General features: G+C 64.4%; 29 protein-coding genes. 10 read left to right on the top strand and 19 right to left on the bottom strand.

All coding sequences use genetic code 11. The annotated features are described in order from the left end of the window. Positions 1-12: 12 nt before the first annotated feature. The 3 genes from CHB99_RS14505 to CHB99_RS14495 are packed head-to-tail and all read right to left on the bottom strand — an operon-like array spanning position 13 to position 1828. A complete protein-coding gene (locus tag CHB99_RS14505; RefSeq protein ID WP_042126611.1) occupies positions 13-534 on the bottom strand; it encodes a DUF2937 family protein in 522 nt (173 codons plus the stop codon). A gap of 10 nt (positions 535-544) precedes the next feature. Further along, positions 545-1321: a class II glutamine amidotransferase gene (locus CHB99_RS14500; protein ID WP_042126612.1), complete on the bottom strand. Its 777-nt coding sequence runs from the start codon at positions 1319-1321 to the stop codon at positions 545-547. Between the two features lie 24 nt (positions 1322-1345). Continuing rightward, positions 1346-1828 carry a hypothetical protein gene (locus CHB99_RS14495; RefSeq protein WP_042126614.1) on the bottom strand — a complete coding sequence of 161 codons (483 nt, stop codon included), beginning with the start codon at positions 1826-1828 and terminating at the stop codon, positions 1346-1348. Positions 1829-1910: 82 nt separating this feature from the next. Here CHB99_RS14495 and CHB99_RS14490 point away from each other — a divergent pair, with 82 nt between their 5' ends. Together CHB99_RS14490 and CHB99_RS14485 are read left to right on the top strand one after the other, a co-directional pair. Next, the gene (locus CHB99_RS14490) at positions 1911-3962 is read left to right on the top strand and encodes a S9 family peptidase (RefSeq protein ID WP_042126616.1); all 2052 of its coding nucleotides are present in this window, start codon (positions 1911-1913) and stop codon (positions 3960-3962) included. 85 nt (positions 3963-4047) lie between these two features. Next, a complete protein-coding gene (locus CHB99_RS14485) occupies positions 4048-4521 on the top strand; it encodes a Crp/Fnr family transcriptional regulator (protein WP_042126618.1) in 474 nt (157 codons plus the stop codon). Here CHB99_RS14485 and CHB99_RS14480 read toward each other — a convergent pair. Continuing rightward, positions 4518-4796: a hypothetical protein gene (locus CHB99_RS14480; protein ID WP_042126620.1), complete on the bottom strand. Its 279-nt coding sequence runs from the start codon at positions 4794-4796 to the stop codon at positions 4518-4520. The genes CHB99_RS14485 and CHB99_RS14480 overlap by 4 nt on opposite strands. A gap of 124 nt (positions 4797-4920) precedes the next feature. On the opposite strand from CHB99_RS14480, the gene CHB99_RS14475 reads away from it, so the two are divergent. From CHB99_RS14475 to CHB99_RS14465, 3 genes are all read left to right on the top strand, one after another. Beyond that, on the top strand, positions 4921-5298 hold the full coding sequence (locus tag CHB99_RS14475) for a YajD family HNH nuclease (RefSeq protein WP_042126623.1): 378 nt from the start codon (positions 4921-4923) through the stop codon (positions 5296-5298). 60 nt (positions 5299-5358) lie between these two features. Beyond that, a complete protein-coding gene (locus CHB99_RS14470) occupies positions 5359-5829 on the top strand; it encodes an RNA methyltransferase (protein ID WP_042126625.1) in 471 nt (156 codons plus the stop codon). A 67-nt stretch (positions 5830-5896) separates the two neighbouring features. Then, positions 5897-6259 carry a YgaP family membrane protein gene (locus CHB99_RS14465; RefSeq protein ID WP_042126627.1) on the top strand — a complete coding sequence of 121 codons (363 nt, stop codon included), beginning with the start codon at positions 5897-5899 and terminating at the stop codon, positions 6257-6259. A 105-nt stretch (positions 6260-6364) separates the two neighbouring features. Here the strand turns inward: CHB99_RS14465 and CHB99_RS14460 are convergent, their stop codons facing one another. Together CHB99_RS14460 and CHB99_RS14455 are read right to left on the bottom strand one after the other, a co-directional pair. Continuing rightward, a complete protein-coding gene (locus CHB99_RS14460; RefSeq protein WP_089266545.1) occupies positions 6365-7585 on the bottom strand; it encodes a hypothetical protein in 1221 nt (406 codons plus the stop codon). A gap of 36 nt (positions 7586-7621) precedes the next feature. Beyond that, positions 7622-8071, bottom strand: a complete 450-nt coding sequence (locus CHB99_RS14455) for a YcgN family cysteine cluster protein (RefSeq protein WP_042126629.1) — start codon at positions 8069-8071, stop codon at positions 7622-7624. Between the two features lie 156 nt (positions 8072-8227). Here CHB99_RS14455 and CHB99_RS14450 point away from each other — a divergent pair, with 156 nt between their 5' ends. Further along, positions 8228-8821, top strand: a complete 594-nt coding sequence (locus CHB99_RS14450) for a nitroreductase family protein (protein ID WP_042126631.1) — start codon at positions 8228-8230, stop codon at positions 8819-8821. A gap of 79 nt (positions 8822-8900) precedes the next feature. Here the strand turns inward: CHB99_RS14450 and CHB99_RS14445 are convergent, their stop codons facing one another. The 5 genes from CHB99_RS14445 to CHB99_RS14425 form a co-directional block, all read right to left on the bottom strand. Beyond that, positions 8901-9833, bottom strand: coding sequence for a D-2-hydroxyacid dehydrogenase (locus CHB99_RS14445; protein ID WP_042126633.1), 933 nt, complete (start codon positions 9831-9833; stop codon positions 8901-8903). A gap of 66 nt (positions 9834-9899) precedes the next feature. After that, a complete protein-coding gene (locus CHB99_RS14440) occupies positions 9900-10193 on the bottom strand; it encodes a YcgL domain-containing protein (RefSeq protein ID WP_042126635.1) in 294 nt (97 codons plus the stop codon). Next, the gene (gene rnd / locus CHB99_RS14435) at positions 10190-11323 is read right to left on the bottom strand and encodes a ribonuclease D (RefSeq protein WP_042126637.1); all 1134 of its coding nucleotides are present in this window, start codon (positions 11321-11323) and stop codon (positions 10190-10192) included. Before rnd ends, CHB99_RS14440 begins: the two co-directional genes overlap by 4 nt. A gap of 124 nt (positions 11324-11447) precedes the next feature. Then, complete coding sequence (locus CHB99_RS14430; protein ID WP_042126639.1) at positions 11448-13082, bottom strand: phosphoethanolamine transferase; 1635 nt, start codon at positions 13080-13082, stop codon at positions 11448-11450. Between the two features lie 189 nt (positions 13083-13271). Beyond that, positions 13272-13637, bottom strand: coding sequence for a 5-carboxymethyl-2-hydroxymuconate Delta-isomerase (locus CHB99_RS14425; protein WP_042126642.1), 366 nt, complete (start codon positions 13635-13637; stop codon positions 13272-13274). A gap of 110 nt (positions 13638-13747) precedes the next feature. Between CHB99_RS14425 and CHB99_RS14420 the strand changes: the two genes are divergently transcribed. Next, positions 13748-13978 (top strand): DUF465 domain-containing protein, encoded by a 231-nt coding sequence (locus CHB99_RS14420; RefSeq protein WP_042126644.1) that lies wholly within the window; start codon positions 13748-13750, stop codon positions 13976-13978. A 40-nt stretch (positions 13979-14018) separates the two neighbouring features. Here CHB99_RS14420 and CHB99_RS14415 read toward each other — a convergent pair whose 3' ends face one another. Continuing rightward, a complete protein-coding gene (locus CHB99_RS14415) occupies positions 14019-14969 on the bottom strand; it encodes an aspartyl beta-hydroxylase (RefSeq protein WP_042126646.1) in 951 nt (316 codons plus the stop codon). After that, positions 14957-15748: an aspartyl/asparaginyl beta-hydroxylase domain-containing protein gene (locus CHB99_RS14410; protein ID WP_042126648.1), complete on the bottom strand. Its 792-nt coding sequence runs from the start codon at positions 15746-15748 to the stop codon at positions 14957-14959. The genes CHB99_RS14415 and CHB99_RS14410 overlap by 13 nt, the downstream gene beginning before the upstream one ends. A 289-nt stretch (positions 15749-16037) precedes the next feature. On the opposite strand from CHB99_RS14410, the gene CHB99_RS14405 reads away from it, so the two are divergent. The 3 genes from CHB99_RS14405 to CHB99_RS14395 are packed head-to-tail and all read left to right on the top strand — an operon-like array spanning position 16038 to position 19227. Then, a complete protein-coding gene (locus CHB99_RS14405) occupies positions 16038-17351 on the top strand; it encodes a glycosyltransferase (RefSeq protein WP_042126650.1) in 1314 nt (437 codons plus the stop codon). 56 nt (positions 17352-17407) lie between these two features. Continuing rightward, positions 17408-18529, top strand: coding sequence for a DegT/DnrJ/EryC1/StrS family aminotransferase (locus CHB99_RS14400; RefSeq protein WP_042126652.1), 1122 nt, complete (start codon positions 17408-17410; stop codon positions 18527-18529). Further along, positions 18526-19227, top strand: a complete 702-nt coding sequence (locus tag CHB99_RS14395) for a WbqC family protein (protein WP_042126654.1) — start codon at positions 18526-18528, stop codon at positions 19225-19227. Before CHB99_RS14400 ends, CHB99_RS14395 begins: the two co-directional genes overlap by 4 nt. Positions 19228-19243: 16 nt before the next feature. On the opposite strand, the gene CHB99_RS14390 is transcribed toward CHB99_RS14395, so the two are convergent. The 6 genes from CHB99_RS14390 to CHB99_RS14365 all read right to left on the bottom strand — a co-directional run bounded on the left by CHB99_RS14390 (position 19244) and on the right by CHB99_RS14365 (position 24628). Further along, positions 19244-19885: an HNH endonuclease family protein gene (locus CHB99_RS14390; protein ID WP_042126656.1), complete on the bottom strand. Its 642-nt coding sequence runs from the start codon at positions 19883-19885 to the stop codon at positions 19244-19246. Further along, the gene (locus CHB99_RS14385) at positions 19869-21305 is read right to left on the bottom strand and encodes an AAA family ATPase (RefSeq protein ID WP_042126658.1); all 1437 of its coding nucleotides are present in this window, start codon (positions 21303-21305) and stop codon (positions 19869-19871) included. The genes CHB99_RS14390 and CHB99_RS14385 overlap by 17 nt, the downstream gene beginning before the upstream one ends. Positions 21306-21416: 111 nt before the next feature. Beyond that, positions 21417-22142, bottom strand: coding sequence for a class I SAM-dependent methyltransferase (locus CHB99_RS14380; RefSeq protein ID WP_042126660.1), 726 nt, complete (start codon positions 22140-22142; stop codon positions 21417-21419). A 2-nt stretch (positions 22143-22144) separates the two neighbouring features. Continuing rightward, a complete protein-coding gene (locus tag CHB99_RS14375; RefSeq protein ID WP_042126662.1) occupies positions 22145-22924 on the bottom strand; it encodes a phytanoyl-CoA dioxygenase family protein in 780 nt (259 codons plus the stop codon). An 8-nt stretch (positions 22925-22932) separates the two neighbouring features. Continuing rightward, positions 22933-23712 carry a class I SAM-dependent methyltransferase gene (locus tag CHB99_RS14370; protein WP_042126664.1) on the bottom strand — a complete coding sequence of 260 codons (780 nt, stop codon included), beginning with the start codon at positions 23710-23712 and terminating at the stop codon, positions 22933-22935. Then, positions 23705-24628, bottom strand: coding sequence for a glycoside hydrolase family protein (locus CHB99_RS14365; RefSeq protein ID WP_042126666.1), 924 nt, complete (start codon positions 24626-24628; stop codon positions 23705-23707). The genes CHB99_RS14370 and CHB99_RS14365 overlap by 8 nt, the downstream gene beginning before the upstream one ends. Positions 24629-24634 lie beyond the last annotated feature (6 nt).

The raw sequence follows: 24634 nt of genomic DNA, 5'->3' as shown, positions 1-24634 counted from the left end.
TCCGAAAAGAGGTTAACGCCAGCTGGGCTGCACGGCCTTGCGCCGACCACCCATGATCACCCAGCCGACCAGCAGCAACAGGCTTTCCACCACCAGCGCGAACAGCAACGCGCAACTCAGGCCCCAGCCCGCCGCTTCCGGCGTGAGGAGAATCTGGTAGCTGTAGCCCTTGAGGGTTTCCTCGCGGATCGCCGGGTCCGGCTGGGTCAGCACATGCAGGGTGCGACTGGCCCATCCGGCCTGCAGTGCCTGCCACTCGCCCTCGAGCATGCGGTTGCGGCTGACCAGGCTGTCGATGCTCTCGGCATCGCTCTGGAACACCGGATCGTCGCTGGCGCGGTAATGCCGCACCAGGGCCTGCAGGTCGCCCTTGAAGAAACGCTGCGCGGTCTGCTGGAAGCCCTTCAGGCCCTCCCGCGACTCCAGCAGGTGCGCCTGCACGCGCTGGCTGTAGTCGTTGATCAGGCCGGGAACCTGAATGCCCAGCAACAGGCCGCATGTGAACAGGATCAACCGCAGGTAGCTTCTGAGCATGTGCCCGTCCTTAGCTGGTCTGGCCCTGGGCGATGCATTCGCCCTTGCGCCACAGGCCCCACTCGCCGGGCTGGTAACGCTGCCAGGTTTCGTTCTCGGTGAGCGCTTCGGTGGTGATGACCGTGACCACGTCATCGGGTGTGGTTTCGGCGTGGAAGTCGACGATCATGTCGACGTCCTTGAGCCGCGCCGGGCCGAACGGCGCGCGCCGGGTGATATGCACCAGCTTGGTCGAGCAGAAGCAGAACAGCCAGTCGCCATCGCTGAGCAGGCAGTTGAACACGCCCTTGCCGCGGTACTCGGCGCAGGCCTGCCGCAGCACCGGCAGCAGTTGCTCGGCCTCCACCGGCTCGGGGAAGGCTTCGCGGATACGGTTGAGCAGGTCGCAGAACGCCGCTTCGCTGTCGGTGTCGCCAATCGGCCGGTAGAAGGTGCGCAGACCGTCGAGGCCGGCCAGCTGGCCGTTGTGCGCGAAGCACCAGTTGCGTCCCCACAGTTCGCGGACGAACGGGTGGGTGTTGGACAGGCAGACCTTGCCGACGTTGGCCTGGCGGATATGGCCGATGACCACTTCGCTCTTGATCGGGTACCGCTGCACCAGGTTGGCGACTTCCGATTCGCAGCTTGCCGCCGGGTCCTGGAACACCCGCAGGCCGCGGCCTTCGTAGAAGCCGATGCCCCAGCCGTCGCGGTGCGGGCCGGTGCGGCCGCCGCGCTGCATCAGGCCGGTGAAGCTGAAGACGATATCGGTAGGGACGTTGGCGCTCATGCCCAGCAGTTCACACATGTTCGGGTCGCTCCAGGGCTGCGCTCAGAGACGCGGTTCGAGACGCTGACGCGGGCCGCCCAGCGGCGGCTCCGGCGGTTCGTTGCGATAGCGCTCGCGGCTGTCCGCAGGCTCGGCCATGACTTCCTCGGCATCCCGCCTGGCCGCCGCTTCGGCGCGCTCGCGACGGGCCCGGCCGCGAGCCTCCAGCGGCATGCGGATGGCGACGAAGATCAGGTACAGGGCGAAGGCGATCATGCCGTACATCGCCAGGTCCGCGGCGGCACGCCAGACGTTGTTGCCGACCTTGAAGGCCAGATCGAGGGCGCTGATGGCGATGGCCGGGGCGAACAGGTCCTTGGCCGGATCGACGATGGTCGGGGTCAGCAGCAGTACCGCCAGCAGCAGGCGCAGCGGCTCGCGCAGCCAGCGCCACATCCAGCCGGTGATACGGAAACCCACCCACAGGCAACCCAGGGCAGCCAGGGCATACAGTCCCCAGGCGTACAGATAATCGTTTTCGGTCATGGCGTCCGTGGAAGGTAGGCAAACAGGCGCTTATGATAACGATTTTTCCGCGCGCAGGCGCCCCCCAGCCAAGGAACCGCACATGCCCTCCTCTGCCCCAGCCCTTTCTGCCCCGCTCGCCCGCCGCGACGACGGTGCCGATCCCTATGCCTGGCTGCAGCAACGCGACACGCCCGAGGTGATGGCCTACCTGGAAGCGGAGAATGCCTTCCAGGAAGCGCAACTGGCCGATCAGGCGCCACTGCGCGAGCAACTGTTCGAGGAGATCAAGGCCCGCATCCTCGAAACCGACCTGTCGCTGCCCTCGCCCTGGGGCCCGTACCTGTACTACACGCGCACCACCGCCGGCGACGAATACCCGCGGCACTATCGCTGCCCGCGCCCGGCGGACGACTCCAACAGCGTCGACGAAAGCCGCGAGGAACTGCTGCTGGATCCCAACGTGCTGGCCGCCGGCGGTTTTCTCAGCCTTGGCGCCTTCAACGTCAGCCCGGACCACCAGCGCCTGGCCTACAGCCTGGATACCAGCGGCGACGAGATCTACACCCTGTACGTGAAGGAACTGGCCGACGGCACCCTCAACGAACTGCCGTTCGACGACTGCGACGGCAGCATGACCTGGGCCAACGACAGCCAGACCCTGTTCTTCACCGAACTGGACGACACCCACCGGCCATTCCGCCTGCGTCGCCACCGACTCGGCAGCGCGGGTGCCGACACCGTGTTCGAGGAACACGACGGGCGTTTCTTCCTGCACTGCTACCGCGCCAGCTCCGAACGCCAACTGGTGCTGGCACTCAACAGCAAGACCACCAGCGAATCCTGGGTCCTCGATGCCGATACCCCGGAACAGGCATTCCAGTGCATCGCGCCACGGGTCGAGGGTCACGAATACGACGTCGACCACGGCAAGCTGGACGGCGAATGGCACTGGTTCGTGCGCAGCAACCAGGACGGCATCAACTTCGCCCTGTTCCATGCGCCGAGCGCTTCGCTGCCGACCCGCGAGCAGTGGCGGGTGCTGGTGCCGCACCGCGATGACGTCATGCTCGATGGCCTGACCCTCAACGCCAGCGCCCTGACCCTGAGCCTGCGCGAAGGTGGCCTGCCGGTGATCGAGGTCCGCCCGGCGGGCCTGCCGAGCTACCGCGTGCAACTGCCGGACGCGGCCTACAGCCTCTACGTGCAGGACAGCCTGGAGTTCGCCAGCCCGCGCATCCGCCTGCGCTACGAGGCGCTGAATCGTCCGGCCCAGGTGCGCCAGCTGGAGCTGGCCGATGGCGCACAGAAGATCCTCAAGCAGACCCCGGTGCTCGGCGACTTCGACGCCGACGACTATGTCAGCCAGCGCCTGTGGGCCCGCGCCACCGACGGCACGCGGGTGCCGATCAGCCTGGTGCAGCGCCGCGCCGACGTCGGCCGTCCGGTGCCGCTGTATCTCTACGGCTACGGCGCCTATGGCGAAAGTCTCGACCCGTGGTTCTCCCACGCCCGCCTGAGCCTGCTGGATCGCGGCGTGGCCTTCGCCATCGCCCATGTGCGCGGTGGCGGCGAGCTGGGCGAGGCCTGGTACCGCGCCGGCAAGCAGGAACACAAGGCCAACACCTTCAGCGACTTCATCGCCTGCGCCGAGCACCTGATCGCGACCGGCGTGACCAGCGCCAGCCGCCTGGCGATCAGCGGCGGCAGCGCCGGCGGCCTGCTGATCGGCGCGGTGCTGAACCAGCGTCCGCAGCTGTTCAAGGTCGCCATTGCCGAAGTGCCGTTCGTCGACACCCTCAACACCATGCTCGACCCCGACCTGCCGCTGACCGTTACCGAATACGACGAATGGGGCAACCCGCAGGAGCCCGAGGTGTACCAGCGGATCAAGGCCTATGCGCCGTACGAGAACGTCAGCGCCCAGGCTTACCCGGCCATGCTGGTGATCGCCGGCTACAACGACAGCCGCGTGCAGTACTGGGAAGCGGCCAAATGGGTGGCGAAGTTGCGCGTGACCAGGACCGACAGCAACCCGCTGCTGCTCAAGACCGAACTGGGCGCCGGCCACGGCGGCATGAGCGGGCGCTATCAGGGCCTGCGCGATGTGGCCCTGGAGTACGCCTTCGTCCTCAATCAGCTGGATGTGGTGTAAATCGCGTTTTTCGTTGTCTGAGCTTGCGCCGCGACCGCAGTCGCGGTGCGATCTCCTCCGGACCGACAAGAAAAGACCGAACGTGATGCCCGACGCCTCCCTGCTCAACAATGCAATCCGCGACCAGTTGATGGACTGCGGCCTCTTCGACCAACTGCAGCCCGGCGACTTCGCCGCGGCCGCCGGCTACTTCGCCCTCAGCGCCATGAGCGCCGGCCAGGACATCTTCCGCGAGGGCGATGCGGGCACCTTCATGTGCATCATCGTTTCCGGACAGGTTTCGGTGCGCAAGACCGATGCCGAGGGCCGCGAAGTGGAAATCGCCGTGCTGCGCAAGGGTCGCGCCTTCGGCGAAATGGCGGTGCTCGACGGTGAGCGGCGCTCGGCCTCCTGCGTCGCCGCCAGCGATTGCCAGTTGCTCAGCCTGGGCAAGGATGCGCTGGAGAAGATGCTCAACGATGCACCGAAGATCGCCGCCAAGGTGATTCGCGCCCTGGCGGTGGCGTTGTCGAAGCGCCTGCGCATGGTGGACGGGCAGTTGCTGGCGCAGCAGGTCTAGCCGCTTTTCGGTCTGTCTTTGTCCGGATCAGGCGTCAGTCCCGGCAGCGGCTGGTCCCTGGGCGGTGATGGCAGGGGCATCGGCGGCAACAGCGGCGCGCCAGGCTGGCCGTCGTTGGCCCGTGGCGCCTGCGGTGGCGTCACTTGCGGATAGGGGGTGGGCGTCGGCGTGCCCGGCGCACCAGGCGCCGGGCCGATGACCCGCGGTTGCAGGTCTTCGGCCTGGGCGCTGGCAACACTGGCCAGGCACAACAGCAGGATGCTCGTCAGACGCATGGGAGGCTCCTGGTCGAGGTCATGTCCTACAGACTACTCCGCCGTGTGGCGGATTGCCTGCCCAGTGTGCGGGAGTGGCGTTAGACTGACGTCAAAACCGTGAAACACCTGAGCAGGTACAACAATGACGCAATCTTCCTCCGCCGCCGCCACCGCACGGCTCGACCGTATCCTCGCCGACGCCAAGCGCGACGATGAAAGAGGCTATCGCCAGAAAGCACTGAGGATGTATCCGCACGTCTGCGGGCGCTGCGCCCGTGAGTTCTCCGGCAAGCGCCTGAGCGAACTGACCGTGCACCACCGCGACCACAACCACGACAACAATCCCCAGGACGGCTCCAACTGGGAGCTGCTGTGCCTGTACTGCCACGACAACGAGCACGCCCGCTACACCGACCAGCAGTACTTCAGCGAAGGCTCGCTGAGCACGCCGTCGATCGCCAAGGCCACTCATAACCCGTTCGCCGGCCTGGCCGGGCTGCTCGGCAAGAAGGACGACTAAGGTTCGCCGCCCCGCACCCGGGCCCGTATAATCGCGTCTTTTTTGCGAAGGGCCCGGCACGTGGCGAACAAAAGGTACAGCTGCATCGGCCTGTACAACCCCAAATCCCCTGAGAACGTCGGTTCGGTGATGCGCGCCGCCGGCTGCTATGGCGTCAATTCGGTGTTCTACACCGGCAAACGCTACGAGCGTGCCCGCGACTTCGTCACCGATACCAAGCGGGTGCACTACGACATCCCGCTGATCGGCATCGACGACCTGCAGAAGATCATTCCCCTGGGCTGCACCCCGGTGGCCGTGGAACTGGTGGATGGCGCGCGCCCGCTGCCGGAATACACCCACCCGGACCGCGCGATCTACATCTTCGGCCCCGAGGACGGCAGCCTGGACGACAGCATCCGCGCCTGGTGCGAAGAAACCATCTACATCCCGACCAACGGCTGCATGAACCTCGCGGCCACGGTCAACGTGGTGCTCTACGACCGCATGGCCAAGGGCCTCAACACCCGGTCCGGACCAAAGTTCAAGTAAGCGATTGAACGCCGGCCGCGGGCTGGCGGTCTGCTGACTACCCCATCACGCAAGAGGAGCCGCACCCATGCGCCAGAAGCCCGAGATTCCGCCAACGCCCTTTCACAGCGACCCCGAACACAACGTGCAGGGCTGGGAGCGCGCCGGCTCGGTGGCCACCGGGGTGGTGATGGTCGGCAAGGGCCTGCGCCGTGGCGGCCTGCTGGGCCTGATTCAGATTGCCATTGGCGGCGCGGTATTGGCCCGTGGGGTGACCGGGCATTGCTCGGCCAAGAGCCTGCTGGAGCGCGGGCGCCAGGACCTGGACGGGATCCGGGCGAAGATCGAACGCACCGGGAGCGAGTTGAAGCAGTTGAAAGATGCGGCCGAGGCGGCGACCCAAAGTGCGACGGTGGCCGGGAATGATTCGCTGGTGAGTCCCAAACCCTAGGGGCCGCCTTGCGACCCTTCGCGGGCAAGCCACGCTCCTACGATGCCGCGCAATCCCGTAGGAGCGTGGCTTGCCCGCGAAAGGCCCGCAAAGCGGGCCCGATGATCAACGCAACAACGCACTCTGCAACACCTCCGACTCCCGCCCCAGCACACGCTCCGCCAACTGCACGAACTCCGCCGTATTCACGCTGTTCAGACGCATCAACGCCCGGACCAGATCATCCAGCGATTGCTTGTTGTGGGTGTGGATGCGAATTTCCCGGTCCAGCGCCTGCAACAGCAGCACCGCGCGGGCGATGGTCGGCGCATTGACCTGCTCGCCACGCAGGGTGGTCACCGCCTTGCTCTCCTTGGCCAGACGCGCCTGCAACGCCTGATAGCGGTCATCGCTGATCCCCCCGGCACGCCGCAGCAGCTCGGTGGCGTAATACTCCGCCAGCCCTTCACCGATCCAGTCGCTGCCCTCGCGGTCGTCGATCCGCGCGAACACCCGCACCAACTCACGCAGCAGCGGACTGGAACCGCTTTCGCTGACCAGCGGTGTGGCGCTGTTGAGGTAGATCGAGTTGTTCGCCGCCCGCGCACCACGCCACAGGTGCTCGCGCGCCCCAACCAGCAGCAGCTTCGGCGGATTGCGCGGGAACACCGCCTGATACTGCGGCCAGACGAACGTCAGCAAGGTCAGCGCATCCATCCGGCGCAGGCCCTGCCCCAACGGGCCGGCCACGCTGACCTCGGTTTCGCCGAGCCGCGCCCGCCGCGCACCGACATTGCCGGCGAGCATCCAGCCGGTCGGCCGGTCGAACAGCCGTGAAGGGTTGTCGATGCGAAAACGCTGCTTGCCGACCCGTGGCCAGGCGGTTTCGATGCTGTTCCAGCCACTGGGCAGATCGACGCTCAGGCGCGCCACCAGTTCGGTACCGTCCTGCTGGTCGAGGCGCGCCGTCGGTACCAGGTCATCGCCACGGAACAGCGCCCAGTTCGGCGCGATGCGGCTGTCGTAGCTGCCGTTGCGCAGCTTGTGGTTGAGGCGGACCCGGTAGCTCAGGCTGGCCTTGCCCGACGCCGGCTGCCAGCGCCCGCGCTGGTTGTCGGGTTGCAGTTGCCACGGTCCGTCGGCCTTGAAGTCGCTGTACAGGCCTTCGTTGCCCAGGTCGAAATCCAGGCTGCGTACCTGGGCGCCCTCGGCCAGGGTCAGGCGCACCTCGGCCTGGCCGCTCTGCGGCAGCAGGCGCACGTGGTAATCCAGGTCGACTTTCTTCGCCCAGGCGGCGTTGCTCGCCAACAGCAACACGACCCACGCCAGAGGGTGACGCACAGGCATTGCCCGACTCCTTGTTCGAACGCGGAACGCGCCAGCTCAGCTGGCGCGGAATATCAGATAGTCTTCCCAGTCATCTTCGGCGACGCTGTTCTCGCTGAGCATGCGCCCGGACTGCGAGATGCGCTGGGCGTGGACCTGCTCGCGGTCACCACAGACCAGATGGTGCCAGCTCGGCAGATCCTTGCCCTCGCTGACCAGGCGGTAACCACAGGTGGGTGGCAGCCATTTGAACTGGTCGGCCTTGCCCGGGGTGAGCTGGATGCAGTCCGGCACCTGCTCGAAGCGGCGCGGGTAATCGCTGCACTGGCAGGTCTTGAGGTCCAGCAGTTTGCAGGCGATCCGCGTGTAGTAGACGCTGTTGTCGTCTTCGTCCTCGAGCTTCTGCAGACAGCACAGGCCACAGCCGTCGCACAGCGACTCCCATTCCTGGGGGTCGAGCTGATCGAGGGTCTTGCGGGTCCAGAACGGCTCGGGGCTTGCCAGCATGTCGCGGTGATCCTGTATCAAAATTCTTCAGCCCTTGTCAGGCGGCGCCAGTCTAGGACGTGTGCTGCAGCTTTGCCAGACCGCTTGTCAGGGTGCTGGCGACAGTTGTAGTTTTGCAAATCGTTTCAGTTCTCATCCCCCCATCAGGAACCCGCCATGAGCGCCAACCCACGTATTGCCGACTACGCCATTCATGAACAGTTCATCCAGCGCTGGTCGCCGCGCGCCTTCACCGGCGAGGCGATCAGCGAGGAAACCCTGCTGAGCTTCCTCGAAGCCGCGCGCTGGGCGCCATCGGCGTACAACTCGCAGCCCTGGCGGTTCCTCTACGCCCGCCGCGACACGCCAAGCTGGGAGCGCTACCTGGGCCTGCTCAACGAGTTCAACCGCAGTTGGGCGCAGCATGCTTCGGCACTGGTGATCATCGTCTCCAAGACCACCTTCACCGCCCCGGGTGCCAGCGAGGAAACCCCGGCGCTGTGGCACACCTTCGATACCGGTTCGGCCTGGGGCCACCTGGCGCTGCAGGCCAGCATCAGCGGCTGGCACACCCACGGCATGGCCGGCTTCGACCAGGAGCTGACCCGCAAGGAGCTGAAGATTCCCGAGGGATACGCGCTGCACGCGGCGGTGGCGATCGGCAAGCTGGGCGACAAGGCGACCCTGGCCGAGTACCTGCAGGCGCGGGAAGTGCCGAGCCCGCGTCGTCCGCTGAACGAGCTGGCGGCTGAGGGTGATTTCACTTTGTAAGTCTTTTTGGGACCGCTTTGCGGTCCTTTCGCAGGCAAGCCAGCTCCTACTAGAACGTGGCTTGCCCGTGAGAGGTCAATCAATAGCCCCGCTGGAAATCCACTTCTCCGCGCAACCCGTCGCCCCGCCCATAGGCTCCCAGGTTCTCGACGAACAAGCGCACCATCGCCTCCGGCGAGGTGGGCGCCGAGCTGTGCCCGGTCAGCAGCAGCCCCACGGCCGTCCAGAACGGATGATTGCGCGGCAACGGCTCCTGCCGGCAGACATCGATCACCGCCGCGGCCAGATGGCCCCGGGTCAGCGCCTCGACCAGGTCACCATCGACCACCGCCGCGCCGCGCCCGGCGTTGATGAACAGCGCGTCCGGATTGAAGCGGGCGAACAGCGCCGCGTCGTAGATATCGTGCGTTGCCGGGGTGTCCGGCAGCAGGTTGAGCACATAGTCCACCTGCCCGACCAAACGCCCGAGATCCTCCAGCCCGGCCACCTCGATGAACGGCGCCAGTTGCCGCGGCGAGCTGGCGATACCGTACAGCTTGCAGCCGAACGGCACGAGGAAGCGCGCCACCTCGCAACCGATATCACCGGTACCGACGATCAGCACCCGGCGTCCCTCCAGGCTGCGCCCGGGGCGACCATCCCACTTGCGCTCGACCTGGCTCATCAGGCGGGTCAACACCTCGCGCTCGTGACCGAGCATGTAGGTCAGCACGTATTCGGCCATGACCTGGCCGAAGATGCCCACGGCACGGGTCAGTCGGTAGTCCCGTGACAGCCCGTCGGCCAGCAGCGGGGTAATCCCGGCCCAGGTCGACTGCAGCCAGTCCGGGCGATGCCCCTGGCGCAGCAGGCTCGCCAGCAGGTCGGGCTGGCCCAGCCACACCGGGCACTGCGCGGCCTGGCGCGCCAGTTCGGCGGAATCACCGCTGGTCAGGACGTCGAGTTCGGGTAAAGCCTCGCGCAACAGGCGGGCATAGAGGGCGTGATCCTGTTCGGCGATCAGAACGCGCATATCGATTACAACCTTGCAGAACGGCGGGAGGACCGACCGCCAGAGTCGGTCCTGCGGGGAAAGGGGTCAGACCGGGTCGTTGCGACGCAGCAGTTCTTCCGGGAGGTGTTCGATGTACTCCTCCTCGGTCGGCGGCATCTGCAGGTGATAACCCTGGGTGTCGAGGTTTTCCAGGACCTTGGCGATATCCTCGCGGGCCAGGGTGCGTTCCGGGGTCAACACCAGGTCGAAGGCGTGCTGCGGCGTGCCGAACAGCGGCAGCAGGGCTTGCGGCACCTTGCTCAGGCCGTCGGCCTTGAGCAGGTAGAGGTACATTTCGTGCTTGCGGGGACTGCGATAGATCGAACAGATACGTTTCAAGACGGTTCTCCAGCGTCGGCCAGGCAATCCAGCAGGGCCTGGCCCATGCGCTCGCGACGCCAGCCGCGCAGCGAGTCGGGCAATTGGTACGGTCCCCCGGGGAAGCCGCTCTTGAGCAGCAGTTCGAGGGTTTTCTTGCGCAGCATCAGCTCCGGGGCGATGTTCAGGCGCTCGGCCTGTTCCTGGCCGATGGCACGCAGCTTCTTCAGCAGCGCCGCGGCTTCGACCGGCAACGGCTCCGCGACCGCCGCCGGCCACTCCCCGGGGGGCAGGCTGCCAGTGCGCTTGATCAGGTCGAGGAGGAAGTCGCCGTCCTGGCGGATGGTGCGCGGGTGCATGTCTTCGATGCGGCCCAGGGCCACCAGGTTGTCCGGCTGGGTCCGCGCCATCGGCCACATGGCATGTTCACGCAGGACGCGGTTGCGCGGTACGTCGCGCTCGCGGGCCTGGATCTCGCGCCAGGCGCACAGCTCGCGCAGCACCGCCAGTTGGGCTCGGGAAAGCTTCCAGGCCAGCTTGGCCTCGCGGTACAGCTCGTAGGGATCGGTTTCGCGACGCAGTTGCACGACCAGCTCGGCGCCGTCTTCCAGCACCCAGGCGTTCTTGTCGTCGCTGAGCTGCGGACGCAGGCGCTCGTAGAGCTCGGCCAGGTGCACGGCATCTTCCGCGGCATAGCTGATCTGGGTGTCGGAGAGCGGGCGCTGCAACCAGTCGGAGCGGGTTTCGCCCTTGGGCAGCTCGATGCCCAGGACTTCCTGGACCAGACGCGAGTAGCCCATGGAGAAACCGAGGTTGAGGTAACCGGCGGCCAGTTGCGTGTCGAACAGCGGTGCCGGCAGGCTGCCGGTCAGCCGGGCGAGCACTTCGAGGTCTTCGCTGCAGGCGTGCAGGACCTTGATGACATCGGGGTCTTCGAGCAGTTCGGCGAGCGGCCGCCAGTCATCGATCAGCAGCGGGTCGATGAGGAAGGCACGGAGCCCGTCGCCGACCTGGATCAAACCGGCTTTGGGATAGAAGGTATCGACCCGCATGAACTCGGTATCGAGGGCCACGAAGGGCAGTTGACGCCAGAGCCGGCAATGTTCCGCCAGGGCGCTGTCGTCGCGGATCCAGTGAATATCGATGGCCACAAGGCTCTCCCACAAACAATGGCGCGCAGTATATACGGCACAGGCCACCGCCGGGAAACCGCTCGACGGTGGCTCTTGGAGCGTAGATGCGGGAGGGTCGGGGCGGCGTTTTTTCGATTGATCGCTAGCGCGCGGCCTGGGCCGGACGGCACCCGGCGAACAGGTCCAGCTGCGGGTTGTACAGCGACGTCTTCACCTGCAGCAGGCCGAGCATGGAATGGAACAGGTTGTCCTGACTCAGCGGACGCTCGCGCTGCTGTCGCAGGCAATCGACATCGACAGCGAAGCTCGCCCGGTAGTTGTCCGAGAACCAGGCCAGCATCGGCACATGCTTCTGCTGTTCCGGCGCCAGCATGTAAGGGGTGCCGTGGAGGAACAGGTTGTACTCGCCCAGCGACTCGCCATGGTCGGACAGGTAGATCATCGCGGTGTCGACCCGGTCCTGCTTGCTGCGCAGGACATCGATCAGCGAAGCCAGCACATGGTCGGTGTACAGCAGGGTGTTGTCGTAGCCGTTGACGATGCTCTGCCGGTCGCACTGGTTCAGGGCATTGCTGTGGCAGACCGGGGTGAAGCGTTCGAACGCGGTCGGGTAGCGCTTGTAGTAGTCCGGGCCGTGGCTGCCCATCTGGTGCAGGACCAACACGGTGTCCTGCTTGAGGTCGTCGATGCGCGCGGCGAGGTCCTTCAGGAGGATTTCGTCATGGCACTCGCTGTCCGCGCACAAACCGGGTTCCTTGAGGTCGCTGACGTCCTCGACCTGAACGCGGTCGCAGGTGCCCTTGCAACCGGACTGGTTGTCGCGCCAGTACACGGCGAGGCCGGCACGCTGCAGCATGTCGAGCAGGCCCTCCTGGTTCTTCGCCCTGGCCGCGTCGTAGTCCTTGCGGGTCATGCCGGAGAACATGCAGGGCACCGACACCGCGGTTTCGGTGCCGCAGGAGGTGACATTGTCGAACGCCACCAGGCCCTGCTCCTTGCTCAGTCGCGGCGTGGTATCACGCTCGTAGCCGAGCAGGCCGAAGTTTTCCGCCCGGGCACTCTCGCCCACCACCAGCACGGTCAGGGATTTGCGCGGATGAGCGGCCCAGGCCGGCGCCAGCGTGGCGTCCTCGCCAATCTTGCGGAACGGCTGCGAGGCCACGCCGACCTTCTCGCGGACATAGTTCAGCGAAGCGCCGATATAGTTGCTCGGCACCACCATCAGGCGCAGTTCGTGGTGATTGCGAAACAACGACGCCAGGCCCTGGTAGTTGACCATCGCCACCGCCGCGAGCAAGGCCGCGCTGGCCAGCGCCACCCATAACTTCTGCAACAACTCGCGGGGCCAGGAACGGAACGCGACGGGTGCCTTGAACAACAGGACGGTCGGCAGCACACCGAGCAGCACTATATAAGCGAACAACTTCAACGAGAGCAGATCACGCACTTCCGTGACATTGGTTTCCACGGTATTGCGCAACATGCCGATATCGATCAATACACCATACTGGCTCATGAAATAAGCGACACCGGCACTGACGATGAACAACGTCGCCAGCAGCGGCTTCAGGGTTCTGCGAAAGGCCAGCAGGGTCAGCACGATATTGAACGCGCACAGCAGCAGCACGCCGAAGGCCAGGCGCAGCAGCAGGGCATGGCGGTCACCCTGCAGCACGCTGCCGATGTGTTGCCACAGCACTGAATTGAAACCGATCAACAGATAGGCACTGGCAAGCAGCGTCACCCATTCCGGACGCAGCGAAGTTATTTTCGGCATGACGATTCGCTTATAAAAAGATCCACCACTAATGTCTTTGCGACATCAGCTTGTTTGCGGGGTGGACTTTAAGCAGCCTTTCATCAATTTTCCGTGAAAAAAATGCCAACAAATACGGGTCTGAAATTAACTTTTATTTACCTGCGCGGCGGACTTCGGCCGCCGCTCGGAAAACGGCGGCCGTGGCACTCAGGCAGGCAAGCGCACTTTCGAATAGGAATCGCGATCGATATCGAGCATTTCCACGCACAGCTGGATATCCACCCCGGCCTGCGCCGGCACCAGGTCTTTGAGCACTTCGAGCAGATCGGCGGACAACTGGCGTTTGACCTCCGGCGAGCGACCGCTGAGCAGCGCCAGCTTCACATGGACGAAGGCACGCTCCGCCGGCGCGATGCCGACGCGGAAAACCTCATGGGCCACGGCGCGGCTCTTGATATCCACTTCGTCGCTGAACTGGCCGCTGGCGACCAGCGCGTTGTTCAGGCGCAGCAGCGCCTTGTCGGTGTCCAGACTGCGCAGGTTGGCGCTGTACTCCAGATGAAGTTGAGGCATGACGGTTACCGATTACAGGAAAGATCCGACAGACTAACGCCAGCTTTCCAACCCGGCAAAGGCAACTATTCTGAAGATTCATGCCCCGACCCGACTGAGGAGATCCATCTATGCCGGTCAAGCACAATCTGTACGCCGACCTGGGCGTGACTGCGGAAGAATTCGAGGCTCACAAGAAAAAGGACTCGCGCCTGAGCACCCTCGAAGAGGACTACCTGCGCAAGGACAAGCAGGTCGTCGAGGCCGAGGAAAACGCCAGTGCGGATGAGGAAGTCAACCGGCTGCGCAAAGAGCGCCTGAAGATCAAGGACGAGATCACCGTCCATCTGCGCAAGCCCTGACCCACCCGCGGCGTCGGCGCGGGCAGGCACTCGCCCCGCGTCAGCGTCGCGCCTGGCGCATCGCCTCCAGTTCCAGGTAAGGCTGCCGCGCCCACGCCTCGACTCGCTCCCGCGCAAGCTCGGACGCCTCGTCACGCTTGCCCTGGCTGTCGGCAACGAAGGCATCGCGCGGGTGCTTGGCGTTGCGCGTCGAGGCGCTCATGGCCAGTTCCACCTCCTCCGGGCCAAGGCCGAAGAAATCCGCCAGGTGCCCGCTCATGGCCGCCGGCAATTCGTTGTAGTTGAGCAGCAGGCTGCCTTCCGCCCGGCTGTGCTGCACGGCGGCCTCCAGGATCAGGCCCAGGCGCCGGGCAATTTCATCCTCTCGCGGGCCCGGCCCCTGATCACCGTCCAGCCAGGTCGAAGCGATGAGGCCCGGGATCATGTGCATGCCGCTCTGGCGCAAGTGCGACACGGCGATCTCCAGCGGCTCGCGATAGAGATACAGCCAGGGCACCTCGGGGAAGCAGTCACGCAGCAAGGCCCGCTCGCGGATGTTCCAGGCGTCCAGCTTGATCACCAGCGCCCGCTCCTGGCCGCCGCGGACCTGGCCGAAGGCCGAGAGCAGACCGCGCAGGGCCGGCATGCGCACGGCAGCGGGCAGCTCGGCGCGCAACAGGGTGTCCAGCGCCGGCGGCTCGGACAGCACCACCTGGCTCGGCAGGCGCGAGAGCATCTGGCCAAGCAGCGTCGAACCGCAGCGCGAGGCGTGGTAGATGAAGGCGCTCGGCGCCACACCGGGACTTTCGTGCTGCCACTGGGTCAAGGCCGCCAGCGGCGTCTGGCGCCGGAAGGCCTGGTTGAACGGCAGGCGCAGGGCGTCATCCACCGACTCGCGGAAAAACGGCTGGTCGAGGCGCTGCTCACCGAACCAGCACCAGTCCACCCACCATTCCCCGGCCTCCTCCCAGATGCGGATCGGCAGCCAGCCGTGCAGATTCAGACTTTCCATTGATCACTCCAGCTGCTGCGCCCCTGGCGCATGGCCGCGCGCACCTGCGCGTGGCTGAAGACGAAACCCTGTTCGGCGGCGAGGGCCAGGGTCTGTTCGATGAACGAGTCGCGGTCGCTCAGCGCCTGCAATCGCGCGCAGGCCTGCGGCTGGCGTTCCAGCCAACGGGAGAACCCGGCGAAAGCCGCGGCGAAACGGCCGATACCCGGTGCGGGGGTGGTCGCCAGGCCGTTCTCGATCGCCGCGTCCAGCCACGGGCCGGGACGACAGTCGATGACCAGGTGGACCCGCGGGCTGCTGTCGTGGTTGTTCACGCTGTGTGGCCGGTTCAGGTCGAGAAACCAGCACTCGCCGGCCTGCATCGGCACGCGCCGGCTTTCCAGCATGAAGTCCACCTGCTCCGGCGTGAGCAGCGGCACATGCAGGCGCATGTCGGCATCCGCGCCGCCGAGGTCGTAGTCGCGATGCTCATGGATATGACTGTTGGGGCCGAGGCGCATCAGCCGCGCGCTGCGAATCTCCACATCGAGCCCGCGCAGGCCCTGCTGCCAGCGCGCATCGTCGCGCCAGGGCTGGCGCTGCACCGCCGGCCCCTCGCCATGGGTCAGTTCGCTCGTCGCGTCGGCCGGAGAGATCAGCGCGACACCACTCCAGTCGCCCTCGTAGTAGCCGTGATTGAAATGCGCCTGCCACTGCCCTTCGTCGATCTCTGCCAGCGCCGCCAGCAGCGGCACCACGTCGATCGCGACGGGCAGGCGCGAGAACGCCGGACGACGCACGCCAGCGTCCAGACAACGCGAAGAATCCATATGCCCAACTCCCAGTGGAATGCGGCCCAGTCTAGAGTGGGCGGGATCGCCGTCAAGCAAAATGCCATCACGCAGCCCACGCATTTCGTCGCAGGCCTTCGCCTGTTCCGGCGACCCTGAACCGCCATACCTGTTGTGGTCAGCGCAGCGCCTGGTGCATGCTGCGCCGGCCTTCATGTTCGCCGCCCGGCGGCCGATACACTGGTTGAGCCGGCCCCGCTGGCCGCCGAACTTCACGCCCCCTTCGAAGCGATAACGTATGCAGTCCATCTACCTGAATCTCGGTTGCGCCGACCACCCACGCCAGGGCTTCTTCAATATCGACCTGGACGAAGCCGGTGTGGATTTCCAGCTCGTGCCGGGCGAGGCCCTGCCCTGGGAACGCGGGACGGTTCCGGGGATCTACAGCGCCCATCTGCTCGAACGCCTGCCGTTCAACCAGGGCATCCGCCTGCTCCACGAGTGCCGCCGGGTCCTGCAGCCGGGTGGCGTGCTGCGCCTGGTGGCGACCGACCTGCGGGCGCTGATCGACGATTACCTGAGTGACCGCGCCCACCCCGAAGCGCCTGGCATCGGGCGCGGCGAGCGCCTCAACCGGGCCCTGCGCGCGCAGGCCTGGAGCTACGACGCCGAGGAGCTGACGCGGATCTGCAAGATGATCGGCCTGGAGCCGGTGGCTGACATCGCGACGGGCCGCAGCAGCGATGCCAGGCTGAACGACCTGGAAGGCGCTGACGCGGGGCAACTGGTCCTGGAATTCCGCAAGCCGCAGCGCCAGCTGGCCGCGGATGCCGAGCCGCTGGTCAGCATCGTCATGCCGACCTACAAGACCGAACACCTGCACCAGGCCCTGGAAAGCGCGCTGAACCAGACCTACCGCAACCTGGAAATCCTCCTCTGCGACGACTGCCCCAACGACGCCATCGAAAACATCGCCCGCGAGTACGGCCAGTTCGACCCGCGGGTGCGCTACGTGCGCAACCCGGACGCCGGCAAGGACATCGGCCGCCTCAACCATGTGCTGTGTCTGAACGAGGCGCGGGGCGAATTCATCAAGTTCCTCAACGACGACGACCTGCTCGACATCGAGTGCGTCGAGCACATGGTCAAGGCCTTCACCGACTATCCGGACATCACCCTGGTCACCTCCAAACGCCAGCGCATCGACCAGCATGGCGCGCCGCTGGCCGATATCCCGGCGACCCAGGCACCGGTGGCGGCCGACTCGATGATCGAAGGCCTGTCCCTGGGCACCGCGCTGATGCTCTCGCAGATCAACTTCGTCGGTGAGCCGAGCACGGTGATGTTCCGCCGCGCGGACATGCTGGAGGTCACCCCGGACTTCATGTCGGTGGACGAACAGCCGATCGCCTGGGCCTCGGACGTGGCGATCTTTCTCAACCTGGCCCTGAAGGGCAACACGGTGTACCTGATCCAGCCGCTGAGCAGCTTCCGCATCCACGCCGAACAATGCCAGGTACTCTATGGCGCCGCGGCGCAGGGCGAATCGCGGCGCTGCTGGGGCATCATGCGTGACTTCTGGACCCGGCATGAATTCGACAAATCGCTGTGAACAGGCCCCTGGGGCACGGATCGGATGAAGGAACGGATCGAAGCGATGTGCAACCCATGAGCAAGCGGGAACCGATCTACGTCACCCAGCCCGCCCTGCCCGAGCTGGAAGCGTTCATCCCCTACCTGGAGGAAATCTGGGGCAGCCGCATGCTGACCAACGGCGGCGGCATGCACCAGCGCCTGGAAGCGGCGCTGTGCGAGTACCTGGAGGTCGAGCATCTTTCGCTGTTCTGCAACGGCACCCAGGCGCTGATCACGGCCATACAGGCCGCCGGGCTCAGTGGCGAGGTCATCACCACGCCCTACTCCTTCGTCGCCACGGCGCATTCGCTGCTGTGGAACAACCTGCGCCCGGTGTTCGTCGACATCGACCCGGACACCCTGAACCTCGACCCGGCGCGTATCGAAGCCGCGATCACACCGCAGACCACGGCGATCCTGCCGGTGCACTGCTACGGCCATCCCTGCGCCACCGCGGCGATCCAAACGATCGCCGAACGCCATGGCCTGAAGGTCATCTACGACGCCGCCCATGCCTTTGGCGTGCGCGACGAAGCCGGCAGCCTGCTGCGCCACGGCGACATGGCGGTGTTGAGTTTTCATGCAACCAAGGTATTCAGCACCTTCGAGGGCGGCGCCATCGTCTGCCGCGACGCGGCGACCAAGCGCCATATCGACCAGTTGAAGAACTTCGGCCTGTCGCCTGACGGCAGCAGCGTGGAGTTCACCGGTACCAACGGCAAGCTCAGCGAAGTCCATGCCGCCTTCGGCCTGCTGCAACTGCGCCACCTCGACCAGGCCCTGGAAAAACGCCAAGCCATCGATCAGCGCTATCGCCAGGGCCTGGCCGGGGTCACCGGCATCCGCTGCATCGACGGCATCGGCGAGCAACGGGCCAACCACGCCTATTTCCCGATCCTGGTCGAAGCGGATTATCCGCTGCAGCGCGATGCACTGTTCGCGCGCCTCGCCGCCCACGACATCCATGCCCGCCGCTACTTCCAGCCGCTGCTCAGCGGCCTGCCGATGTACCGCGACAGCCCTTCCGCGGCCGCCGCCAACCTGCCGGTGGCACAGCGCGTGGCGGACCAGGTGATCTGCCTGCCGATCTACCCCAACCTGGACCATGACAGCGTCGATTTCATCATCGGACTGATCGCCGGGGCCGCTGCATGAGCGCCGTGGCGATCATGCAGCCGTACCTGTTTCCCTACATCGGCTACTGGCAACTGCTCAAGGCCACGGACTGCTTCGTGGTCTACGACGACGTCAACTACATCAACCGCGGCTGGATCAATCGCAACCGCATCCTGGTCAACGGCGAGCCGGGCCTGATCACCCTGCCGTTGCTGCAGGCCTCGCAGAATCGCAAGATCGACCAGATCGACATCGCGCCCGCCGCGCAGTGGCAGGGCCGCCTGCTGCGGACCCTGGAGCTGACCTACCGCAAGGCGCCGTGTTTCACCGAAGTGTTCCCCGTGCTGGAGCGCATCCTCAGCCATGACGAACGCAACCTCGCGCGCTTCCTGAGCCACCAGTTGCAGACCCTGGCCCGCTTCATGGACCTGCCGACGCGGATCGTGCCGAGCAGCCGGGTCTACGCCAATGCGCACCTGACGGCGCAGGAACGCATCCTCGATATCTGTCGCCAGGCGCAGGCGAGCCGTTATGTGAATGCCCAGGGCGGGCGCGAACTGTACGAGCCGGCGGCGTTCACCGCAGCCGGCATCGACCTGCGCTTCATCGCCATGCGCGCCCTGCCCTACCCGCAGCGCGGCAAGGGTTTCACGCCGTACCTGTCGATCGTCGATGCGCTGATGGAGGTGGGGACCGCCGGTATCGGGGCACATCTGGCGGCCTTCGATCTTTGCTGATCCGGCACCGCAGCCGTTATTTCGGCCGGGCCGCGAGCCAGCCTCTGAGGACATTGACGACCACCGGGGCGAAAGGTTGCAGCCTGCCCTGCTGAGGACGGCTGAGATCATCGATGACCATTTCCAGCAAGTCGTCGTCCTCAAGAGGTGAAGACGGATCCAGACCATTTACCGTCAACAGGGTTCGCGACAACTCCCGGCGCTTTTCCACCAGCTTCCTGTTGTTTGTCTCGTGATCACCCAGATTCAGCACGGCAATCGCCTCGATCGCTCTCGGCGACAGGCCTTCGACGCGCCCACTGATGAGAAAACGCAACTCCTCTTCGCATGCGCTGATCAACGGCGAGAGCGGAAGATCCTTGTTGCCCTTGGCCGCGTCACACTGCCCGGAGGTAGTACAGCTGGCAACGATGTTGTCGAATACCAGGCTGAGGTGGGGATGGCGGTCGCGGCACTGCAGATGCTCGTTCATGGTGTCGGGTCGCTCACCCGAAACTTCCGCACAACAGTAGGCGCATAGATAAAACTGCTCCGCCGCGCAGGTCGCCCGGATGGCGGAGCGCTCCGGCTGATCGAGATCTCGGTAGTGCTGGCCGGGATGGCGTGCCTTGAAGCTTGTCAGCGCCGGCGGCTCTGCGCCCTTATCGATCTTTCTCAAAGCGCAATTCCTGCTTGCGAAGGACCAGCTTGACCTTGGCCAATTCCAGGTTGGATGAGGGCAACTGCTCGTCGAGCGCTGCGATGAGTTCTCGGGCTTTATCCAGGTGTCCGCTCTGGATGGCATCCAGCGCATCATTCAGCTTCGCGCCGACTTCCGGGTTGCGAATATCCGTATCCATGACATCCAGCAGAACGGTATTGGCATCCTGGCCGAACTGCGACGGCACTTTTTCCAGCTGGCCATCGTTCAAGGCGTATACCAGGACGTCGGGATAATCACTGATGACCAGGGGAGAATGGGTGGTGAGGATGAACTGGCAGTTGGGGAATGTCTGCGTCAGGTTGTGAATGATCCTTCGCTGCCAAGTGGGATGCAGGTGCATATCGACTTCATCGATCAACACGATGCCCTGGCCATGAAGAGGATTTTCAAGGGCCGGGTTCATCATCGCCAGGCGCCGGGCGATATCTCCGACCAAGGCCATCAGGGTTTTCTCGCCTTGGGAAAGTTGCAGGATATTCAGTGTCAGATCGTTCTTGTCGACAATCAACTGCAGGCGCGGCTTACGCTGGACACGAAGATTGCAAAAGCCGGGCATGAATTGCTCGATCGCGGAACGGACCGCTGACAGTTGAGGATCCTTGGGGACCTTCGAGAAATTTCGAATACCCGTCATCACGTCGCGCAACTTGGAAAATTCTTTGTTCAGCGCCTTGAAATCCAGAGGTTCTATATCCTCGATGGACTGCTCGCCAAGGGCATGGACGAGTTTGTCCAATCGCTCAAATTCATCGCGTTTGCTATCACTTTTGAATGCTTTGCTACTCAATTCATTTTCATGATCTTCACGATCCCTGAACCACTCGAAGAACTTCGTGAAGTTCACCGACGGGGTCAAGAAATCCTCATACCCGACCAATTGATAGAAAGCATTTCTCTTGTTGACCTTCAACGGCACTTCCAGCACCGAGCGCTCAACCGGGTAATACGCCACGAGCGGAAGGCTGCAATTGCCAATGAGGGTCAGTTGTGAGCGATAGTGATCTGCCAGGTCCGACGCATCGATCAACACGGAAGAATGCTGGCCTTTCATACCTTGACGAACTCGCGCCACAGTCCAGCGAAACGGCCCCTGCCCTACCTCAGCGTCGTCGACACTGATATCGATTGCCGCCGACGGCGCGCGCTCACGAATCGAATGATCGGAGATTGGCGTACCACTGCCCTTTTCCGCACGCAGTCGACCGACAAACCAGCTCAGAGAAGTGGCCAGCGCCTTGAGGATGGACGTCTTGCCGGCACCGTTGTTGCCAACCAGGACGATGACCTTGGCGGGATCGGTTTCGTTCTCCATGAACGAAGCCTCGAGGTTTTCGAACCGTCCGAAGTTATGTAACTGAAACGCTCTGATCTGCATGCTTGATTTCCGGAATAGCCCTGCTTCCAGGGAATACCCAGGGCCCTGAAAATTGCCCGAGCATAGCATGAGGTCACCCGGTAATCAGGGCGTGGCCCCCTGATTCCAGCCTCAGGCCGTGCAGACCACGTACACGCTGGCGGTCAGATCCGGGTATTTCATGCCCAGCTTGTAGCAGCCATCGAAGAACGCCTGGTCGATGATGCCGGCGCGGTACGCCGCATCGAACTGGAAGTTGGCCAGCGGCTTGAACAGGATGCCGCCGCGCTGTTCGACCTGGAACCCCGCCTGCAGGGCTTCGTGCTCCAGGGTATCGAGGCTGTAGGTGCAACGGTGGCCGTGCTTGCGCTCGCCCTCGGTGACCGCCGCGTTGAAGTCGATCAGGCCCATGCCCACGGCGATCTGCCGCGACGCCGCATTGGCATTGGGCACCACGATGAACAGGCGACCGCCAGGGCTCAGCCATTCGCGCACCTTCTTCAGCACCGGCTGCGGTTCGCTGAGGTGTTCGAGGGTGTGGATCAGGAAGATATTGTCGAAGCGCTGTTGAAGTTCGACATCCTCGAACCGACCCAGGATGAATTGCGCTTTGTCCTCGACGTTCCCGCGGGCGATCTCGATCAGGTCGGAAGCGCCCTCGATCACCGTTACATCGGCGAACACCTGCAGCAGCTTCCTGGTGAACTCGCCGTGGTAGCAGCCCATCTCCAGCGCATTGCCGGGACGGAAATACCCGGCCAGCGCCTTGATCATGTAGTCGCGGTGGATGTAGTCGAAGTCGTAGGCGTACAGGCGGTTTTCCGTGTCCTGGTACTCGGTGTTCAGGTCGCGTGACATGGTTAGCCCTGGTTGGAGAGATACATGCGTTTTTCCGGCGGCTGGTACCACTCGTCAAGGGTAACGGGCACCCGCGAGTTGTAGCCGATGATCTGCCGCAGGGTCTCGGCGAATTCCAGGCCACGGTCATACCCCAGCGCTCGCGGATAGTCGAACTGCGGCTTGAGAAACGGCTTGCAGAACATCGGCGTCACCGAGCGGCGCAACTGGTCGGTGGTGTTGACGCCACCGGCATGCCAGACATTGGAGTTGAACATCAGGATGCTGCCGGCCGGCGCGATGGCCTGCTCGGCATGCGCCTTGAAGTCGTCATCGTCAGGCTTGGCCTCGGCCTTGTGCGAGCCGGAGAGCATCCAGGTGGCGCCGTTGTCGGCGGTGAAATCGTCGAGCATTACCAGGGTGTTGAGGAGCAGTGCCATCCGCCCCGAATACGAGCGGATATCACGATGTACCCGCTGCGCATAGGACACGCTATCCCGGGTGTTGATGGCGCCACCGAAGGAGTTGAGGATGAACTTGCCGCAGAAGTAACGCTCGATGAACGGGTAGATCGGGTAAGCCTTGAGACAGTCGAGAAAGCTGTCGAACTGGCCGATCAGGTGATGCACCGTGTAGCTGGTGTCCTGATCGATGCCGTTCTTGATCTGGTAATCGCGACAGATGGCATAGGCCTTGTGGATGTCCTCGCGCATCTGTTCGACGATGGCCATGGGAATGGCCCTCTCGAAAATGACCCAGCCCTGCTCCTCCATGCGGGCGTCGAATTCCTCGATGGAAATCATGAACAGTCCTACCTGATGGTGACGATGCACTTGGAAGGGTACAGCTCGCATTTCTCCAGGGTGTATTCGTGGGCCTGGAATACTTCCTTGAACGCCAGCGCCTCGCCCGGCGACTCGGCCCAGGTCAGTTCGTCCATCAGCAGCACGCTGCCGCTGACCAGGTGCGGCCTGATCGCCTGCAGCGCGGCCAGGGTCGGCTCGTACAGGCCCATGTCGAAATAGGCGAAGGCGACGATGGCCGAGGCGTTGTCCTGGAAGTACCGCGGTGCGGTCTGGCACACGTCACCGGCCACCAGCTGGTGGAGGCCGCGCTTGTGGCCAAGGATGTTGTTGCCCTCGTGCACCTGCAGCAGCGCTTCGAGGTAGTCCTTGTAGCTGGCCTTGGTCGAGTAGGAGTTTTCCACCCACACACCGCTTTCCTTGCGGTCCTTCTCGCCCGGCGCGGAATAACCTTCGAAGGTGTCGAAACCGACGATCCGGCGCTGCTTGTTGAACGGCTCATGGATGGCGCGCAGGTTCTCCAGCAGGACCAGGTTATGGCCATACCAGGTGCCGAACTCGCAGATCATCCCGGGGATGTGCTTGAAGCGCTTGTACAGGTCGCTGAGCACGATGAACTTCACCAGCACCGAACTGCGGGTGTACAGGCCGATGTTGAACAGCAGGTCGTCGTCCGACAGCGGGCTGTTCAGGTACAGGTCGCGCAGCTTGTCGCGGAACGCGAACTGCTGCTCCGACGCCGTGGATTCGAGTTTGTAGATGTCGTCTTGAAGGTGTTCGTTACTCATCGTCACTCCACTGGGCCAGGCCGAATCCGCTGGTGCCGAAACGGTTGCCGTTGTACAGCATGTAGGTGTGGCCACCGTTCTCGAAGATGAACGGGTAGCAGGTCATCAGGGAATCCCAGCCTTCGCTGGAAGGCGGGATGCCAGCGTCGTCATGCCGGGTCCAGGTGCGCCCGTCCAGCGACTCGGCGTAGCGGATCCGATAGGAACCGGCGCCGTTGCGGAAGTCCTCGGAGGCACGGGAGCAGAACCACATCTTGAACAGGCCGTCCTGCTTGATCACGCACGGACGCGAGAAGGCTTCGGTGGCGAACCGCGACTCCAGGCACTGCTCGGGGAAGCGGGTCCATTCGAAGCCGTCCCGCGACTCGGCGTACTTGATCACGTAGAGCGGTTCGTACTTGCCGTTCACCTCCAGCCAGCGGGTGCCGGAGACATACCACATCTTCCACAGGCCATCGTCGAACAGCACCGTGGGGGTCACCGCGATGTAGGGCTCGGTGGCGGTGCGGTCCATGATCGGGCCTTCGAACAGTTTTTCGAAGTGCAGGCCGTCGTCATCGGAGACGGCCACGCCCATGGCGTTGTGGTAGGGCACGGTCAGGCGCTGGTTCCAGCCGCTGTAGTAGAGATAGGTGCGGCCGTCGCGCTGCACCGCGTAGCTGGGCATCACGCCTTCGTCGTCGAAGGTGCCGGGAAGGCCGAAACCCTGGCACGGCTCGCGATGGCGGGCCACCACCTTGCGCGGGTCCTGGCGGTCCAGGTCGACCGCGTAGGTCAGGCTCTTGCCCGCGGCATTGCGGGTGGAAATGAATACCCGCACCACATCGTCCAGCACCAGGGCCGTGGGCACCTGGGCGTGGGAGCCGACCCAGTCGCTGTCCGGGTCGAAGATTCTGCCGAGTTTTATCCAGGCCATGTTCTA

Origin of the sequence: Pseudomonas japonica (genome assembly GCF_900188455.1) — a bacterium.
Lineage (GTDB): Bacteria > Pseudomonadota > Gammaproteobacteria > Pseudomonadales > Pseudomonadaceae > Aquipseudomonas > Aquipseudomonas japonica.
Note: the sequence above shows the minus strand (reverse complement) of the source record. Positions and strands in the feature narration are given on the sequence as shown.

Coding starts and splice junctions, on each gene's coding strand:
- CHB99_RS14505 (WP_042126611.1), bottom strand. CDS start 534: ATGCTCAGAAGCTACCTGCGGTTGATCCTGTTCACATGCGGCCTGTTG.
- CHB99_RS14500 (WP_042126612.1), bottom strand. CDS start 1,321: ATGTGTGAACTGCTGGGCATGAGCGCCAACGTCCCTACCGATATCGTC.
- CHB99_RS14495 (WP_042126614.1), bottom strand. CDS start 1,828: ATGACCGAAAACGATTATCTGTACGCCTGGGGACTGTATGCCCTGGCT.
- CHB99_RS14490 (WP_042126616.1), top strand. CDS start 1,911: ATGCCCTCCTCTGCCCCAGCCCTTTCTGCCCCGCTCGCCCGCCGCGAC.
- CHB99_RS14485 (WP_042126618.1), top strand. CDS start 4,048: ATGCCCGACGCCTCCCTGCTCAACAATGCAATCCGCGACCAGTTGATG.
- CHB99_RS14480 (WP_042126620.1), bottom strand. CDS start 4,796: ATGCGTCTGACGAGCATCCTGCTGTTGTGCCTGGCCAGTGTTGCCAGC.
- CHB99_RS14475 (WP_042126623.1), top strand. CDS start 4,921: ATGACGCAATCTTCCTCCGCCGCCGCCACCGCACGGCTCGACCGTATC.
- CHB99_RS14465 (WP_042126627.1), top strand. CDS start 5,897: ATGCGCCAGAAGCCCGAGATTCCGCCAACGCCCTTTCACAGCGACCCC.
- CHB99_RS14460 (WP_089266545.1), bottom strand. CDS start 7,585: ATGCCTGTGCGTCACCCTCTGGCGTGGGTCGTGTTGCTGTTGGCGAGC.
- CHB99_RS14455 (WP_042126629.1), bottom strand. CDS start 8,071: ATGCTGGCAAGCCCCGAGCCGTTCTGGACCCGCAAGACCCTCGATCAG.
- CHB99_RS14450 (WP_042126631.1), top strand. CDS start 8,228: ATGAGCGCCAACCCACGTATTGCCGACTACGCCATTCATGAACAGTTC.
- CHB99_RS14445 (WP_042126633.1), bottom strand. CDS start 9,833: ATGCGCGTTCTGATCGCCGAACAGGATCACGCCCTCTATGCCCGCCTG.
- CHB99_RS14430 (WP_042126639.1), bottom strand. CDS start 13,082: ATGCCGAAAATAACTTCGCTGCGTCCGGAATGGGTGACGCTGCTTGCC.
- CHB99_RS14425 (WP_042126642.1), bottom strand. CDS start 13,637: ATGCCTCAACTTCATCTGGAGTACAGCGCCAACCTGCGCAGTCTGGAC.
- CHB99_RS14420 (WP_042126644.1), top strand. CDS start 13,748: ATGCCGGTCAAGCACAATCTGTACGCCGACCTGGGCGTGACTGCGGAA.
- CHB99_RS14415 (WP_042126646.1), bottom strand. CDS start 14,969: ATGGAAAGTCTGAATCTGCACGGCTGGCTGCCGATCCGCATCTGGGAG.
- CHB99_RS14405 (WP_042126650.1), top strand. CDS start 16,038: ATGCAGTCCATCTACCTGAATCTCGGTTGCGCCGACCACCCACGCCAG.
- CHB99_RS14400 (WP_042126652.1), top strand. CDS start 17,408: ATGAGCAAGCGGGAACCGATCTACGTCACCCAGCCCGCCCTGCCCGAG.
- CHB99_RS14395 (WP_042126654.1), top strand. CDS start 18,526: ATGAGCGCCGTGGCGATCATGCAGCCGTACCTGTTTCCCTACATCGGC.
- CHB99_RS14385 (WP_042126658.1), bottom strand. CDS start 21,305: ATGCAGATCAGAGCGTTTCAGTTACATAACTTCGGACGGTTCGAAAAC.
- CHB99_RS14380 (WP_042126660.1), bottom strand. CDS start 22,142: ATGTCACGCGACCTGAACACCGAGTACCAGGACACGGAAAACCGCCTG.
- CHB99_RS14375 (WP_042126662.1), bottom strand. CDS start 22,924: ATGATTTCCATCGAGGAATTCGACGCCCGCATGGAGGAGCAGGGCTGG.
- CHB99_RS14370 (WP_042126664.1), bottom strand. CDS start 23,712: ATGAGTAACGAACACCTTCAAGACGACATCTACAAACTCGAATCCACG.
- CHB99_RS14365 (WP_042126666.1), bottom strand. CDS start 24,628: ATGGCCTGGATAAAACTCGGCAGAATCTTCGACCCGGACAGCGACTGG.